The organism is Cohnella hongkongensis (assembly GCF_042654645.1).
In the GTDB taxonomy this organism is placed as follows: Bacteria; Bacillota; Bacilli; order Paenibacillales; family Paenibacillaceae; genus Cohnella; species Cohnella hongkongensis.
Map to the genome: position 1 here is coordinate 34914 of NZ_JBHSEP010000015.1, position 16224 is coordinate 51137.

The following is a 16224-nucleotide window of genomic DNA, read 5'->3' on the forward strand; positions in this document are numbered from 1 at the left end:
TGACAATGTAGGTCTAATCTCATTCTATCTACACCTTCAAGGAGGAAGCGACAATGACAACCACTCATTTAGAGATTGGAATTATTCTCGGCAGTTCGCGCCCAGGCAGAGTTAGCCCGCAAGTCGGGAACTGGATCAAGACAATTGCCGACCAACGCGGGGATGCAATATATGAAATCGTAGATCTTGTAGACTACAACTTACCGTTCTTTGGAGACCCTGCAGGTGAGCAGCAAGTGGCCGCTTGGGCTAAGAAAATATCCCGTTTGGACGGATTTGTCTTCGTTACAGCCGAATACAATCACAGCATCACAGGGGTATTAAAAAATGCACTTGATTCAGCACGTACCGAATGGTACAACAAAGCGGCTGGTATTGTCAGCTATGGTTCCTCAGGTGGAACACGAGCAGCTGAACATTTACGTGGAATACTTGCGGAAGTACAAGTGGCGGATGTTCGCACACACCCCGCTCTAAATTTATTTACGGATTTTGAAAATTACACGGTTTTTAAACCATCCAACTTACACATCGCACATGTGAATGACATGTTGAATCAAGTCATAAGTTGGTCTACTGCATTAAAGTCAGTTCGCTGCTAAATAAACTGACAGAACATAACTTTACTTTAAAAGCTCGGCGTTTAGCTAAGTTGCCTTACAATATCGTGTACATCAACGTGAGATCGTTTCTCAATAATCTTGCCGTCAACAATCCGCAATAACATCATAAGCGAGAATCTAACAGTTTTTCCCGACGCGGGGACCCCGAAAAATGGGGTGCCTGTATGTGTACCTTCAAATATAAAATACACTGCTACTTGATCCGCTTCAGCAACCATAACTTTTATTGGCATTTTGAAGCTTGGAAAGGCATCAAAATTTTTCTTTTCGGATTCTATTAGACCTTCTACGCCATGAAACGGTGTATCAACTTGTGGGTAAAACACAAAGTCTTTATGGCAGAAATCTTTAAGTGCATCATAGTTCTCTTGCTCGATGGTCTCATAAAAACGACGTGCTAAATCCTTGTTAGCCTCAACCGACATCGTATTATCGCGCTCCTCGAATTAGAATGTGAATGCTTCTCCGTCATTGGGCACTAACACATTAGAGGAGATCCCTTTTTCATGAATAAAGCTTTTCAATTCTTCCCTTGATAATGTCCAATGGTTTACAGCCTCCATATGAACAGAAATAATTTTCGCGTTAGGTGCCGCCTGATGCACGCGGAAGATATCCTCTTTCCCCATCACCAGAGAACCGCCTTGCAGGAACTGATTATCTCCCCCATTTACAATGATGACTTCAGGTTTCTGTGTTTCGATGGTTTCCTGAACCGCTTCATACCAAACGGTATCTCCAGCCACATACAGCGTTTTTTCACTCGAGTGCTTAAAAACAACACCGCAAACATGGCCGGCAAGCTTTAAAATTTCTCCTCTTCCGTGTTCACCTTTTGTTTTAATTAATTGAACATCTCCAAAGGTTGTATCTTCTTGTAAAACTTCAACATTTTCGAAACCGGCGTTTCTTACTTCCGACGCATCTTCTTCATTTTGTACGAACAGTTTAATTTTCTTCGGCAACAGCTCTTTTGCTGCATCATCCCAGTGGTCTAAATGCAGATGAGTGACAATCACGGCATCCAATTGGTTAATGATATGGTCAATGGATGTTGGCAAGCTAACCAACGGATTTTTTTGGTCCTGTCTTAACGAATCAGGGAACGGAGGATATGTCCCCTTTTCTGCCAAAAATGGGTCGATCAAAAATTTCTTTCCCGCATAATGGACAAGCAGTGTTGCATTTCGAATGAGTTGAATATTCATTGAATGATCTCCCTTTCTTTGATTAGGATATAGTTTGCTCAGCAACTAATAAATAAATACAAATTCACTTATTCGGGGATAAGGTTTACTGTATAATAAAATGATAAAGAAAACCTTGATTTCAATCGATACTTTGATGAAACGCTTTTGTATTCATTTATTTCATGGTGAAAGGATTTTGTATGGAACTTGATCAAATTGATTATCAGATTCTTCGGTTACTAGTCGAAAATTCACGCATGCAATGGAAAGAATTAGGGGAACAAATTCATATGACGGGTCAAGCCGTCGGAAATCGTATCAAAAAACTTGAGGAAAGCGGTGTAATTAAAGCCTACTCACTAATTGTCGATGAAATAAAATTGGGGCTTACGCTTACAGCGTTTGTTATCATAAAAATGAAGACACCAAATCACGATGCGTTTATCCATTTCATAAATGGACGAGATGAGGTTATTGAAGCCCACCGTATATCTGGAGAAGGCTGCTTTCATCTAACAATAAAGGTTTCATCCCAAGATCAGTTAAATCTATTCCTAAATAAACTCCTTGATCATGGAAACTATAGTTTGAATCTGTCCATACAAAAAATGAAACAAAATAGTCCGCTGGCATGATAGGCTGGCTGATCGGTGTCATAAGTTTTACAGCGGAGACGCTAAGCGGTAACTATATCGCGATATCGAGCTCATGGCGGGATTAATCGGCTGCAGTTGGTCGCGTGGTGGACGAGGCACATCTGCTAGTTCGCAAGATGTTGGAAGAAGTCCACTTCCTGTTCAATTTCAAAATTTGATGCGGCAGAGTCCCATGGTACTTTTCGGTCAAAGCGAGCTTTAGGATCGCCTGAATCTTCTGTCGTATGCGGCGATCCGTCAGCGCATCGATCTGCAGTGCAAGCTGCCGCACTACGATCGCGCCTAGACCGTTGACAACATCCGTCGTCACCTGGCGTTTACCGAGGTCGACCACGACATCTTCACGGATGGAGCGATCGATGACATCTATCGCTTTTCCAGCGGAGCAGTCATTTAATAAGCATGCTTTTTGAGACAGCACAAGCCAAGCAAAATAAAAAGAGGGACGCGAAAGATTCGCCCCCTAGTATTGTTAGCCCAATTGTCTGTAGCCAGTACGTATAATATGAATGAGATAGCTTGCAGTAAACCTATTCCTTAAGAAGGGGGACTAATACATGCTATTGCTCAAAAGAATTATCAGTAAGGCATTGGCGTGTCTTATTACTGCCTTGATTATTGCCTTTGTCTTGTCTTTTTTTGCTTATAAGCCCAACAGAATTGATCTTTTTCCAATTATAACACTTTACGTAGTTGGCTACGGTTTATTAATTGGCCTTCCCTGCTCATTTGTTGCTGATGGATTCATTAAAAAGTTGCCAAATAATCTCTATTTCTTGATGGGTTTGGTGATACATCTTTGCTTTGGCATGCTCGTGGTATACTTGTTCATCCAAAACGATGATACTTTGAATATACCACTTTTCATTTATCCCGCGCTTTTCACAGCAGTAGGAATCTGGTTGCTTGATATGATTTTCAAAAGGTATTGGACCTTAAAATAATCAACTAATTTACACCTTTTACTTTCTTCCGTCGTTCAAAAAATATAGCACTGTATCACCGTGAGTGCACCACATCAAGAGCATCCTATAATGAAATGTTAAATCAGGGTTCTGACTCTATAAAAATGAATTAGCCGAAATCAATCACGGGGACATTGAACAAATTTGAGACGAAACCGTGGATCAGAGCAACCGGTAAGAGAATTATTATACTTATAATCATCCTGATTTCATACAACAGGCTAGTCTTTTCAATTTTCTTGCCTTTTAGACGGCTTCTAAATGCACTAATTGCAATACCATAAATATTCCCGATCATGATCATGCGAATAGCGCCCAGTATCCCCCTTGCTTTTTCTGTCCCATATGCTGTGACGATACGATCCCATGCCTCTTTGGATGGATTCCCCCTCGAATCCGCATAATGCTGCGCAAAAACGATAGCCGTCATTTCATGGTCAGGAATCCCTTCAGTGAGCCCTGTTAGAAGCATTTTAATTTCCTCATCGCTCATTCCTTGCGCAAGTGCGATTTTTGTATGAGCGTATGAACAAACTTCACATCCATTCACTTCGGTTACAGCCAACATAATTCTTTCAATAAAATGAGACGACATCTTGTTTTTCTTTTTACTTCTGTTCATATATTTGAATGTTCTTAAGCCTTTATAAAGTGCAACATAAAACTCTTTAACGCCATATATTTTTTTATATAATTTCTGTTCCACTGTTATATCCCCCCCTGCTAGTATCAGCTCAAACACTCAGTTCTCTTATACTCCGCTATTTCTTTTTTCCATGGATGTCCACTCTACTTTGATTTCAGAGATCCCGTAAGCCCTCATCGTGCAGACGAGCAATCTCTTCATCCGATCGACATCATGTTTCCTCACTTCAGTTGTTGAGCGAAACGTTATAACGCAGGTATCGTGATGAAAGGAAACTTGATCAAGTGAAGTATCTATTGGAAAAGGATTATCGAAACCTTCAGACCGACTGAGCAACAATTGTTGAATCGCGGTTATTCTGGGCGCTTTCACGGAAGTTTTGTTGATCACGGTAGTTTCTACCGGAACAGGATTGCCGTTCTTGAACAAATAAATCGTGTAGGTTTCGGTAATCTCCCGGTTTTCTTCATGCGGTGCTTCCGTTCGCAGCAGTCCTTCTTCTACTTGACGAATCAATAGGCGAATTTCATCCGTTTCTTTAAAGCCTTCCATACGGTAAACTTCAACGTCATTACCATCCAAAAAGATCGTGGTCGGATTAACTTTTACGCGATACCGGTTGGTCTCTTCATGATTTATATCCAAATAGACCCTTTCATAGGCAAGGTCTTTTTGACGGTCTAACAATTCATTGATGACCGTATGCATGGTACGGCCTATCGGACAAGCGGATACTGTGAATAGGATCAGTTTCTTTACGGATACACTCATCCAGACACCATTCCTCTCTTATTTAATTTGGGAAACATACTTTTCCATGATTTCGTAATTTATCGCTCCCCTAAACGTTTCCCGGATTACTCCTTTCGAGTCCAGCAAGTAAGTCGTAGGATAAGCAACAACTTGGTAGTCTTGCATCACTTCTCCTTCCTCGTCTAACACGATGGGAAACGTAAGCTGTTCATCGTTCACAAATGTTTGAACCCCATCTGGATTTTTCTCGGTAAGCGTCATGTTAACCCCCAGGATCACCACGTCTTCTTCTTGGTAATCTTCATAAAATTTTTGCATATGGGGCATTTCCACCCGGCACGGCGGACACCAGGTTGCCCAAAAATTGAGCAGCACTCTCTTCCCCTTAAAATCAGACAATTTAACTGGATTCCCCTGCAAATCTGTAAGCGCAAAGTCCGGTGCCAATTGCCCCTTCTGAGTCCCCGTCTCTAATTCTTCAGTCCCCGATTTTGCAATCTCTGTAGTCTCTGTAGGCGACTTTTTTAAATAATCATAGGCACCGTAAGCGATGAGCCCGATCAAAACAAGTACAGCGATGATGCTTTTTTTCATTTGATTCGTCTCCTCTCGTTAAAAGGTCATCTCCCAAAACGTATATTGGGCCAGCCAAGCGCTAATTTTCTGCAGTTGTCCGGTAAACAACAAAAGTCCAAGTCCAATAAGTAGCCAGCCATTCCCTTTGGAAAGAATAGGAATCCATCGATTCATTTTTTTCATCAACTTCAGCGAGTACGTTAACAACCATGAGATCAGCAGAAACGGCAAGCCCATTCCCAGTGAATACACGGTAAGTAGACCAACCCCGTTCCACAACGTTTCAGCAGACCCAGCCAGAAGCAGAATCGACGATAATGCCAAGCCGATACAAGGACTCCAACCTGCGCCAAAAGCGATGCCAGTAAGTAGCGAACGAATAGCTCCGCGGCTTTTCTTCGATTGAATATCCCATGTTTTACCGGACGCTAATAATCGGATATTTAAAATTCCTGCCATTTGCAAGCCAAATATAATAATCAAAAGGCCGCTTATTTTTTGGATTAAATCACGTTCTTCAGCAAAAAAACGGCCAACAAAGCTTGCCGATGCCCCCATCGCGATAAAAACGAGACTAAAACCGGCAATAAAAAACAAAGACAGAACCATCAGCTTTCCCCGGTGTACGAGCAATTTGCCATCCTGAACGGATGAGCCGGTCAGATGGGAGATATAAGCCGGAATGAGCGGAAACACACATGGGGATAAGAAAGATAATACCCCTGCAGCCAAAGCTGCAAAAATCGAAATATTATTCATGGAAACCTCCTCTTTGCTTCCTTTCTTTCAACTGGCCCCATCCGGTCAAAACCATAGCCACAAAAAGAAAAATAATCTGTTGTTTGCTGAAGGATAAAAACCAAATAGGGCGATCAGAAACCCAAAACCAAAGTATGACATGTCCAATGGAAAACCAGGCAGCATAAACCGACCATTGCGGCAAATCCGATCCTTTCGAAGAAAACAAGAGAGTGATAAGAAGTGCCGTGGATAATATGGAGCTTGCTCCGTGAAACCAACCAGGCTCCCTTTCGATGATGAACAACAACATCTGGTAAGCCGACCATCCCGCCAATAGAAATACTGTCAAAATGTCCGCCCATGATGGGATAAGAATATTCAACTTTACAGCTTTCCTCCAGACATAGAGTGCAGCAACCATGGTTGCTACCCATTCCCCGCGCTCCCCGCCATCAAAATAAAGGAGCGCAGCGGGCCGCTGGATGGCCTCTACCGGATAAAAGATCAGGAAACTCGCCTTCCAAACGATCATCCACAGCCAGAATGCGTTGGTTACAACGGACAAAATGGTCCGCCATTCCGTCATGTTTCGAAGGCGATAACGTAACATCAGCCAACCTGCTGCTCCAAAGCTTAAATGCAGAATAAGTTGTCCGTTCAAGACAAATGAACCGATTTGAATATTGTGCAATGGAATTCACCCCCCTCACAAAAGACAATAACGCGGTATTTTAAAGAAATGATTAAGCAACTGGTAAAATGTACATCCATGTTCACCACATCTCGTGTGATAGCCTTGAATATGACCGCAATTCTATATTATCCGTTGCGGAAAAAAATCAAGGAGGAGTAGAATTTATGAAGAAGAAACTAATCGCCGCTCTGTTGGTACCGACTCTCATTGCCGGAACGATTTTCACCGGACATGACGCCGCTGCTGTGGCAAGCAATGATGCTGTCATCGTAAAAAGCGTCAATTTTCGGGACAAGCCTTCTCTGAGCGGCGAACGGATTCGTTATTTTCGGGCAGGCGAGCAGGTAAAAATTTTAGAACGCATGAACGCTTACTGGTACAAAGTTCAAGATCGTCAAGGGAAGATCGGTTATGTCACCACCCAAAGCCGATACATATCCGCAAGTGACGCCTCTTCCGACGAAACCGAACAAACGACTACCGGAACGGCCAAGGATGTCATTGAAGCCGGTATGAGATATTTAGGTACCCCATACAAATTCGGATCTAGTCGTTCCAATACCAAAACTTTCGACTGCTCAGACTTTGTTCGACAAGCCTTTAAAGACGGAGCAGGAATTATCCTTCCCGGCAATTCCAGGACACAAGCCACGTATGTAAAAGAAATCGGGGAAATATCAACGAATTGGCGGGACTTGAAACCCGGAGACATTATGTTCTTTATGTCGTATAAGGGAAGCAAAAAATCGAATTATTCCGGAATTAATAAATCCGCTGAACGCATTAGTCATAACGGCATTTATTTGGGGAATGGAAAGATTTTGCACACGTATTCCGAAAAATCCGGCGGGGTAAGAATCGACAGCATTGAAGGCAAACACTGGGAGTATCGGTTTGTATTTGGCGGTAATGTTCTCTAGCAAATACAGTGAATAAGCGAGTTTAAAGAGAGAAATACCACCTCTAGAGGGAGCAAAAGGAGCAGTCATGTTCCTTTTGCTCTTTGTTGTTTTAACCATAAAAGTGCCGTTTGCGAGTGTTAGCGGAGGCCTGAAGCATTTTCTTCCTTACGAAAGAAGGATCGAGATCAACCGCTGTACATAACGTCTCAAACCAATCGGTCTTCAAGAAGGCATACGCATCATGCTGGCTTTGGAAGTTCTGCCCTCCTTTTCTGGCCTTTGTTTTTAAATCGAAATAAGTTTGGATTAAAATGGCGTAGACTAAACTCCGGTACTGAGATGACATTTCCATCTATCCTTCCAATGATCTTCGTTTACTGTACCGGCTCTATGTTAAGTTCTAATAAAGACAGTAAAACACGTGGCAATCCTTATCTATAGGCCCAGTAATCCATTTCTTATCCTGCATCTTTATCGATTCTTAACATTCTCCAAGTACGATGATGAAGAATAGGAGGTGATCCATGAGCCACAATATGTCCGAAACATAAGCAGTGCAGTACATGTAACCTGTTCAATAGGAAAGGAATTTACTATGGCCAAAAATAAAATTGCCAATCGATGGTATTCCATAAGTTCAATTGTGCTAATCATTGTTGGAGCAGCCTTAATTTTATATGATCCCATCGTGAATTATTGGATAACCCCTAGGCACCTGGCGAAAATGTATGAAACAAACCTAGGTGCGGAGGGAATCCAACAGAATGTAGTCGAATTAAACTCACAGAGTGATGAGACGATAACCCGAAACTTCGATTTTTCGGAAGTCGAGAACTTGGGTGCCTTGGATGTTGGGGCCACGATCCAAACAGAAAACGTCATCGGAGGCATTTACATCCCTAGCGTAGATATCAATTTACCTATTCTATATGGGGCTACGAATGAAAACTTGAAAGTGGCTAGCGCCACACTGAAGCCAGATCAGGTCATGGGGGAGGGAAACTATGCCATCGCTGCACATAATTCACGAAACCTCGATGTATTGTTCGGCTCTTTAAGGCACGTTGAATTAGGAGATGAGCTGTACATCACCGATAAAAATAAAGTATATAAATACACGATGGTCCAACGAGAGGTTGTTATGCCGGAGAGAGTAGATGTAATTGAAGACGTAGAAAATAAAACGCTATTAACACTCGTCAGTTGTTATAGCTGGGACGGCTCGGATCGACTTATTGTCACTGGCGAGCTTACGGAAGTGATGGAATACGTTGATGCAGAACAAGAAATATACGATGCCTTCCAACCGCTGTAGTTCTGTATCAGACCATCATAAAAATCCGGTACACTCAAACGAAGATGAATCTTACATTTGGGGTACCGGGTCTTGTTTTGCTCACATATTCCGTTTTTTTCCGTTTTCTTCATTAACCTTTGCTATAATCAGATAATGCTGATCGGAAGGAGAGGTTCGTTTTTTAATTGCAAACCCTTGTCCTAGCAACTCATCCATAAGCTCGTTAGAATCTATGCGATGATGGAGTGGAGGTCCATGTTCCGTTTGCTTCTTCTCCCATTCAATGCATAAAACTGTTCCGCCCGGCTTTAATACTCTTCTGATTTCCTGAAGCCCTTTTTTCAAAGGTTCTACTTCATGCAAGACGAATGAAGCAATCGCATGATCAACGGTTTGTCCGGCAAGCGGAATCCCTTCAATTTGCCCTTCCAATAATTCAATATTGTCCAGTTGCTCCTCTTTTGCACGCTTCCCCAAATATTGCAGCATCTGCGGTGCGACATCCAAAGCATAGACTTTACCTTTAGTAAGCTTCGCAACAGGCAGGGTAAAATAACCGATCCCTGCCCCCAAATCCAGTATGACATCGTGATCCCCGATTTCCAGCAACTTTAATAATTGCTCAGGAGGCAATACCTTTCTCCGCTCCGGATTGTCTAATTTTTTCATATGCTCAGGGTTAAAGCGACGCTCTGTCATCAGATGAACCACCTTTACTTTTTATTGTTTAAAGGAAACTGAACCTCGAAATGATGCATATCCCCACTCGATTCAAGCCCGACTTGTCCGCCGAACCGTTCCACAATTTCCTTCACAATCGAGAGCCCCAGCCCCGTACCATATCGGGTTTGTTCCCGATGCCTTGACGGATCGACGCGGTAGAAGCGTTCAAATACCAAATCGCGCATTTCCTCCGGAATAGGTTCTCCCCGATTGGAGACCGTGATCCGGTACATAGACTGTTCGCGCTTTCCCGTGACCCCGATCTCTTTCCCTTTATTGTACATGAATGCATTTTGCAGCAAATTGTTCATGACCTGCTTGATTCCATCCTCCTCACCGATAATGATCCCTTCCTCTATAGAGACGTTCAATGAGATGCCTCTTTTTTCGCTTTCCAGTTGAAAGGACTGGATCGATTGCTGCAGCTGTTCATGGATGTTGACTTCTTCTAGAACCAAACTGCTATTCCTTCTTGCTTCCCAGACCGTCAGTTCATGAAGCTGTTCCACCAGCCGGGTTAGGTATTGGGATTCTTCAAGCAAGGATTGATACAGTTCCCGATTGCCTTTCAAAACTCCACTGGACAGCGCCTCCAAATAACCGTTTAAGTTACTCAAGGGAGTTCGCAATTCATGAGATATATGACTAAATAGACGTTTCCGGTTTTCTTCCGTTCGCTGCAATGTTTTGGCAAGTTCATTGAAATGTCGGGTAAGCCGACCGATTTCATCGCCAGATTCCGGCGGAACGGGTTCAGGATAGTGTCCTTCCATCATAAGCTGCGTGGACTTTGTGAGCTGTTTTAAAGGGGAAAGTACATTTCGGATAAAGACATAGTGAATAATGGCGGCAAATAGTGTAGCCAAAATACTTGCTCTCCATAAATAAACATCCATTGTCTCGTTGAAGAAACCGCTTTTTCCCTCCCCGACCAACTCATATTGCCCTACAACCAAACAAGCGAAATCTTTAACCGAAACGCCTGCGAGCCAAATGACAACCGCAATGACCAATCCATTAACAAAAATAAGCTTCATTGTCAGGCGTTCCTGCCAAAACATCCATCGCTTAATATGCATCAAATCGATACCCCATTCCTCTGATCGTTTCGATAAATCGGGGAGCTCCCTGAAGGGCTTCGATCTTTTCCCGTAGCTTGCTGATGTGAACATCGACGGTTCGATCAATGACAGCACGTTCTTCTTTCGGATACAACTCCTGCAGGATTTGTTCTCTTGTCAAGATTTGATTGGGATGCCGCATCAGAAAATATAACAGCTTAAATTCATGCATCGTTAGAAAAACAGGTTCACCGTTAAACTTGACTTCCCCTCTAAGCGGTTTTATCGTTAAGCCTTTGTAACTGATTTTGCTGCAACGATTCGCAGTTCTGCGTAAGACGGTTTCGACCCTGGCCACAACTTCGCGCGGGCTGAACGGTTTGGTGACGTAATCATCCGCTCCCAAGCGCAATCCCCGAATACGTTCCTCCTCCGACACTTTGGCCGTCAGCATCACAATCGGCGTATCGCTCTTCATATCGGAACGAATCCACTGACAAAGCTCTTCCCCGCTTTTATACGGAAGCATGAGATCCATAATGACAAAACAGGGGTCGAGTTTTTCAAAGACATCCATGCCTTCTAGTCCGTCGGCCGCGAGCATGATTTCGTATCCTTCTTTTTCGAGATATATTTTTAGCAGCTGGCGTATTTTCGGATCATCCTCAACAATCAGGATCGTTTTTCCCTTCATTCCTAAAACATCCCCCAATTCATGATCGCATGTTCGAGAATAGCATCCTTTTGTTAAGATACGTTAAAGAACAAAAAGATTGTTTAATATGAATAGCAGCCCGAATGAGAAAAGCCATCATTCGGACTGCATCGTAGTAATATCTTGCATCCTATTCATAAAACACGGTAGTGTAATATTCTAAAACTCAATTTGGATTTCTATCGAATAAATCTAATAGATCCTGTGTTAGCTCCAGTCCAATTCGTACTCTTCCACGTACTTACTAATGATATCATCCTCCGATACAAGCGATACTTTTCCATCAATCTGTATTTGAACACCTGCTTTTTTCAGCAAGTTCCCGACTTCGCACCGTTGATCTGCGACCACCAGTGCTTCATTTGCGGATTGAGACTGCTCTTCAGTAGCATCTGCGGACAATATAATTCGAGGATAATGGACAATTTTAAATTCTTCTTTGGAATTGGTTGCTTCCGAGTTCATGATTAATCCGATAACAGGCAGTTTCATCGTTTGCAGAATATACGTAAGCGTCATGATATAACAGGATACTGCCGATGAAACAAGCATTTCCTTGGGATTCGCTCCTTCGCCACTGCCTCCTAAAGGTTCGGGAATCGCAATTTTTGTCTTTAGTTTATTCGCTTTAATTCTCCCATCACCTTTTGCGTCCCTATACCAAACTGTATTTACAATCGTTTTTGATTCAGCCATTTGTATTTTCTCCTTTTTTTATTTTTCATTGTACTTTAGGCAAGTAAAGCATCAATTTTTGCTTTCAATTCTTGCTTTGAACGCAACCCTACCAACTTCTCAACAATGTTGCCGTCTTTGAACAGAATAAGCGTCGGAATTCCAGTGATCCCCAACTGCCCTGCCAAATCAACTTCTTCATCGACGTTAACCTTGGCGACAACCGCCCGCCCGTTCATTTCATTCGCCAATTCCTCCACAATAGGCAATTGGACTTTACAAGGACCACACCAAGGGGCCCAAAAATCGATCAGCGTCACGCCGGATTGAATCTCATTGCTAAACGAATCTCCTGTAAGTTCTTTAGCAGACATAAGAGGTTCCTCCTTTTTCGTTAGATTCTTGCCTCTTCATCCTGTTTTTAGTCAGTACAGTTGCCGTCATCTTTTCTTGGCATTATCAGTGGCTGGCGAGATCCGCACTTTTGCTGCCAGATGGCGTGTAAGTGAACATTTCATAGGTCTTGTAGCCGCCAACCAAATTCCGCACCCTGATTCCTTTCTGCATTAGAATCCGGGATGCGGTATATCCCCTTAAGCCAATCTGGCAATATACCCAAATCTCTTTTTCAGAATCCAATTCGTTCAAGCGACTGCGAAGCTCATCGACAGGGATATGAACGGAGCCGGGGATATGGCCCCTGTTATGTTCAATCTCCGTACGAACGTCCACCAGCATTGTTTTTTCAGGGTCAATCAACCTTAAATCTTCGGGAACGAAAACTTGAGTTCGGCCGGCAAGTATGTTTTCCGCCGTATAGCCCGCCATATTAACCGGGTCTTTGGCGGAAGAATACGGTGGTGCATAAGCAAGCTCAAGCTCGCTCAAATCGTTCACGGTGCCCCGGAAGCGAATAACGGTTGCGATGTCGTCAATGCGCTTGTCTATCCCCTTAGATCCTACCGCTTGAGCTCCCAATACGCGGCCTTTATCATCAAAAAGCAACTTGATGGTAAGAGGAGTCGCCCCAGGATAATAAGATGCATGAGAGCTAGGATGAACATAAGTTACGTGATAAGGGATACCGAGCCGCTTCAAGGTCTTCTCATTATTGCCGGTGGCTGCTCCCGTCTGCCCAAACACTTTAATAATTGTTGTTCCTTGTGAACCTTTATAGGTCGTACCCAAGCCGCAAACGTTATCCGCCGCTATCCGCCCTTGTTTGTTGGCGGGACCGGCCAAAGGAATAACGGTTTGATCTCCATTCACGAAGTCAACGACTTGGACCGCATCCCCGACGGCATACACGCCTTCCAGATTCGTCTCCAACTTTTCATTAACTATGATGTGCCCTTTCGGAGTGAGTTCCAACCCACTATCCTTTAGAAAGGCAGTGTCGGGCATAACGCCAATCGCCAGAATGACCAAGTCACTGACCAACGATTTTCCGCTTTCCATTTCAACCTGGATCTGTCGGCCTGTTTCCTTGAATGACTGCACACTGTCGGAGAACAAAAGTTTCACGCCATGTCGTTCTAATTCTTGGGCTAGAACATTGGACATCTCGATATCGAAAGGCGTCAGAAGCTGTGACCCGGCTTCCACCAAGGTGACATTAAGTCCGAGTTGTTTGAGGTTTTCGGCCATTTCCACCCCGATGAATCCGCCACCAATGACAATGGCCGACTTCGTATGCGATGCCGTTACGCTTTGTTTAATACGGTCCGTGTCGGCTACATTGCGTAATGTATAAATTTTGCTACTTTCAATACCAGGCAAGGCAGGTCGAACAGGTTTCGCGCCTGGCGACAAAATCAGGTAGTCATAGCTTTCGTCGTAAATCCCCCGTTCCTTGCTCTTCACGCGTACGGTTTTAGCGACAGCATCTATACTCATTACTTCACTCTCTGTCCGAATATCGAGATTAAAGCGGCGATGCATCGCTTCAGGCGTCTGAATGAGCAATTTTGAGCGCTCTTTGATAGAATCACCTATATAATATGGCAAGCCGCAGTTAGCAAAAGAAATATGTTCGTCTCTCTCAAACATGATGATATGTGCATATTCATCCAATCGGCGCAGTCTGGCCGCCGCTGAAGCACCGCCAGCGACACCGCCGATGATGACCACCCTCTTACTCATGAGTTATCCTCCCCAAGTTACTAATGATTCTTCATGTGACATCCGCCATTACCTATACTCTTGCAGATTTGCCATTCCAACTGTTCATTCCGCCTTGCAAATGAGTGAGGTCGGTATACCCATTCTTCAGCAATAGGCGCGCGGCCGTCTTGCTTCGTACACCGCTCCGGCAGTAAAGAAGGATTGGACGATCCGTCGGAATTTCTTTCAATCGTCCTTGCAACTGGGACAGTGGGAAATTTTTCGCACCAGGAATGAATCCCACCTTATACTCGTACGGCTCGCGGACATCGATCAGCATCCGATCCTTCCCCAGTTCAGTTCGGAACTCGTCAGCGCTTAATGTGTTTAACCCTTTGACAGGCTTAAGCCGTGAATAAATGAACAGGATCAGTAAAGCAACCACCGCGATAAATATACCTGTGTCCACGAGTTTTCTCCTCCTTCCGTACGCCGTTTCTTTTAGCTAGTTCTAAACGTCATAGTTCCATTTTTAAAATAATCTTGTTCGCTTCAACCATTTGTTCTCTTAACGGCTTTTCACGAGCAATTCGATGGCTTCTTTGATTGTTTTCCCCGTATCTGGGTTGCCGGATGCCAATTCTGCCAAGACACACTGATGCAGATTTTCTGCGACGATATGGGCAATCGCTTTGTCTGAGGCGTTGCGAACTGCAGAAAGTTGCGCCACAACTTCTTTGCACGGCTTCCCTTCCTCCATCAGGCGAAGCACGCCTCGCACCTGTCCTTCAACTCGGCGCAAACGTGCTTTCATTTCTTCCGTGTAGTTAATATCCATGGATAATATTCTCCCTCTTTATAGATATACCGGTATGGGTATTATTATAAAGCAGAATTAAATGAATTACAATGGCCCGAACAGGTCATACATGATTAGGAATCTAAGTTCTTATTATCTTTATCATACGGGTATTACTTATTCAACCATCCATGGATAAGACGATGCCGCCGTTTTGCTCCGTCGTTTCCGCGAGTTTAGCGAACGTGAATCATCGAGACTAGCCGCGAATAGAACTTGATACCGCTCACACAGATTTTGTGTGCGGCGTTCGCTTGTTAGGGTTCGCTTGTTTAGATGCCTCGAGCGTTCAGGGCATCTGTCAATTCGCTCACCTTCATGTGATGTTTGAGGCTTAGCTAGATAACCAGAGTAGCACGTCATAGCCGTAGGACGAGTGCTTCATGCTGAGCATTTCCGCTTCAGCCGATTTATACGAACGCCTGTATGCAAACAATCCGGGTTCTGACAAGCGTACGCCATGCTCCAAGCATCGATAACGCCACTCAGCGTAGAAATCTATTTATTCCAAGCCGTATGCGAACGTTGCAGCTTCTTCGGTCCAGAAATAGATCCGAGGTGCAGCCGTAATGAAGGCACTCTCTTACCAAATGACAAGTTCATCATAAGGGAGCCATGTTACACTGATATGACACCGGAAATCTGTTCACAAAAAACACTATAAAAGTAAAACCACTGAAAAACCAGCATCGCATCTTAGCCTTCACCACATGCGAAGGAACTAAAAACAACACCAATTTCTCAAAGACCACGCGGTCATTTTCTATAAGGATCATGTAGTGTACACGGCTGAAATGAAATAGTATGCTTTATGAGACGCAAAATTCGGGAAGCTATTTCCCGGAGCAACGCTGCACGCCATAGGATTTGCTTCGCGAGCCGAAAAGGAGCAGCATGCCATTTGGCAGCTGCTCCTTTTCGTTGCGTCCCAATATTCACTTATTGCCTGACGTCTTCAACGCTTAGGCTCAACATCTCTCCACAGAGAACGTCCATCCTCCTTGTCATAGCCAGTCATCTCGGTAGCGTTCAATATTTCGCCTGT

The 16224-nt window shown here is 43.7% G+C and carries 20 protein-coding genes; 5 read left to right on the top strand and 15 right to left on the bottom strand.

Annotated features, from left to right (window positions below):
* The first annotated feature begins 53 nt into the window (after positions 1-53).
* A complete protein-coding gene (locus tag ACFO3S_RS18595) occupies positions 54-602 on the top strand; it encodes an NADPH-dependent FMN reductase (protein WP_378099178.1) in 549 nt (182 codons plus the stop codon).
* Between the two features lie 41 nt (positions 603-643).
* Here ACFO3S_RS18595 and ACFO3S_RS18600 read toward each other — a convergent pair whose 3' ends face one another.
* Both ACFO3S_RS18600 and ACFO3S_RS18605 read right to left on the bottom strand, forming a co-directional pair.
* A complete protein-coding gene (locus ACFO3S_RS18600) occupies positions 644-1048 on the bottom strand; it encodes an ester cyclase (RefSeq protein WP_378099180.1) in 405 nt (134 codons plus the stop codon).
* Between the two features lie 21 nt (positions 1049-1069).
* Entirely contained in the window at positions 1070-1831 is a 762-nt protein-coding gene (locus ACFO3S_RS18605) for an MBL fold metallo-hydrolase (RefSeq protein ID WP_378099182.1), read from the bottom strand.
* A gap of 182 nt (positions 1832-2013) precedes the next feature.
* Here ACFO3S_RS18605 and ACFO3S_RS18610 point away from each other — a divergent pair, with 182 nt between their 5' ends.
* Both ACFO3S_RS18610 and ACFO3S_RS18615 read left to right on the top strand, forming a co-directional pair.
* The gene (locus ACFO3S_RS18610) at positions 2014-2448 is read left to right on the top strand and encodes an Lrp/AsnC family transcriptional regulator (RefSeq protein WP_378099184.1); all 435 of its coding nucleotides are present in this window, start codon (positions 2014-2016) and stop codon (positions 2446-2448) included.
* Positions 2449-3026: 578 nt separating this feature from the next.
* Positions 3027-3413, top strand: a complete 387-nt coding sequence (locus tag ACFO3S_RS18615) for a hypothetical protein (protein ID WP_378099186.1) — start codon at positions 3027-3029, stop codon at positions 3411-3413.
* A 130-nt stretch (positions 3414-3543) separates the two neighbouring features.
* Here ACFO3S_RS18615 and ACFO3S_RS18620 read toward each other — a convergent pair whose 3' ends face one another.
* Genes ACFO3S_RS18620 through ACFO3S_RS18640 form a run of 5 tightly spaced genes read right to left on the bottom strand, consistent with a single transcriptional unit; the run spans position 3544 to position 6841 of the window.
* Positions 3544-4140, bottom strand: coding sequence for a carboxymuconolactone decarboxylase family protein (locus ACFO3S_RS18620; protein WP_378099188.1), 597 nt, complete (start codon positions 4138-4140; stop codon positions 3544-3546).
* Positions 4141-4185: 45 nt separating this feature from the next.
* Positions 4186-4851: a hypothetical protein gene (locus ACFO3S_RS18625; protein ID WP_378099189.1), complete on the bottom strand. Its 666-nt coding sequence runs from the start codon at positions 4849-4851 to the stop codon at positions 4186-4188.
* A gap of 18 nt (positions 4852-4869) precedes the next feature.
* Positions 4870-5427: a TlpA disulfide reductase family protein gene (locus tag ACFO3S_RS18630; RefSeq protein ID WP_378099191.1), complete on the bottom strand. Its 558-nt coding sequence runs from the start codon at positions 5425-5427 to the stop codon at positions 4870-4872.
* Positions 5428-5445: 18 nt separating this feature from the next.
* The gene (locus ACFO3S_RS18635) at positions 5446-6168 is read right to left on the bottom strand and encodes a cytochrome c biogenesis CcdA family protein (RefSeq protein WP_378099193.1); all 723 of its coding nucleotides are present in this window, start codon (positions 6166-6168) and stop codon (positions 5446-5448) included.
* A complete protein-coding gene (locus ACFO3S_RS18640; RefSeq protein WP_378099195.1) occupies positions 6161-6841 on the bottom strand; it encodes a hypothetical protein in 681 nt (226 codons plus the stop codon). The genes ACFO3S_RS18635 and ACFO3S_RS18640 overlap by 8 nt, the downstream gene beginning before the upstream one ends.
* Before the next feature lie 167 nt (positions 6842-7008).
* Between ACFO3S_RS18640 and ACFO3S_RS18645 the strand changes: the two genes are divergently transcribed.
* Together ACFO3S_RS18645 and ACFO3S_RS18650 are read left to right on the top strand one after the other, a co-directional pair.
* A complete protein-coding gene (locus tag ACFO3S_RS18645; RefSeq protein WP_378099196.1) occupies positions 7009-7764 on the top strand; it encodes a C40 family peptidase in 756 nt (251 codons plus the stop codon).
* 577 nt (positions 7765-8341) lie between these two features.
* Positions 8342-9061, top strand: coding sequence for a class A sortase (locus ACFO3S_RS18650; RefSeq protein ID WP_378099198.1), 720 nt, complete (start codon positions 8342-8344; stop codon positions 9059-9061).
* Positions 9062-9142: 81 nt separating this feature from the next.
* Here the strand turns inward: ACFO3S_RS18650 and ACFO3S_RS18655 are convergent, their stop codons facing one another.
* The 8 genes from ACFO3S_RS18655 to ACFO3S_RS18690 form a co-directional block, all read right to left on the bottom strand.
* Positions 9143-9742 (bottom strand): class I SAM-dependent methyltransferase, encoded by a 600-nt coding sequence (locus ACFO3S_RS18655; RefSeq protein ID WP_378099200.1) that lies wholly within the window; start codon positions 9740-9742, stop codon positions 9143-9145.
* Between the two features lie 14 nt (positions 9743-9756).
* Positions 9757-10845 (bottom strand): sensor histidine kinase, encoded by a 1089-nt coding sequence (locus ACFO3S_RS18660; RefSeq protein ID WP_378099202.1) that lies wholly within the window; start codon positions 10843-10845, stop codon positions 9757-9759.
* The gene (locus ACFO3S_RS18665) at positions 10835-11521 is read right to left on the bottom strand and encodes a response regulator transcription factor (protein WP_378099204.1); all 687 of its coding nucleotides are present in this window, start codon (positions 11519-11521) and stop codon (positions 10835-10837) included. Before ACFO3S_RS18665 ends, ACFO3S_RS18660 begins: the two co-directional genes overlap by 11 nt.
* A gap of 228 nt (positions 11522-11749) precedes the next feature.
* Positions 11750-12238, bottom strand: a complete 489-nt coding sequence (locus tag ACFO3S_RS18670) for an OsmC family protein (RefSeq protein ID WP_378099206.1) — start codon at positions 12236-12238, stop codon at positions 11750-11752.
* A gap of 35 nt (positions 12239-12273) precedes the next feature.
* A complete protein-coding gene (trxA, locus tag ACFO3S_RS18675) occupies positions 12274-12591 on the bottom strand; it encodes a thioredoxin (protein WP_378099208.1) in 318 nt (105 codons plus the stop codon).
* An 85-nt stretch (positions 12592-12676) separates the two neighbouring features.
* Complete coding sequence (locus ACFO3S_RS18680; protein WP_378099210.1) at positions 12677-14359, bottom strand: FAD-dependent oxidoreductase; 1683 nt, start codon at positions 14357-14359, stop codon at positions 12677-12679.
* Between the two features lie 52 nt (positions 14360-14411).
* Complete coding sequence (locus ACFO3S_RS18685; RefSeq protein WP_378099211.1) at positions 14412-14789, bottom strand: rhodanese-like domain-containing protein; 378 nt, start codon at positions 14787-14789, stop codon at positions 14412-14414.
* Between the two features lie 99 nt (positions 14790-14888).
* Positions 14889-15158: a metal-sensitive transcriptional regulator gene (locus tag ACFO3S_RS18690; protein WP_378099213.1), complete on the bottom strand. Its 270-nt coding sequence runs from the start codon at positions 15156-15158 to the stop codon at positions 14889-14891.
* Positions 15159-16224: the final 1066 nt, after the last annotated feature.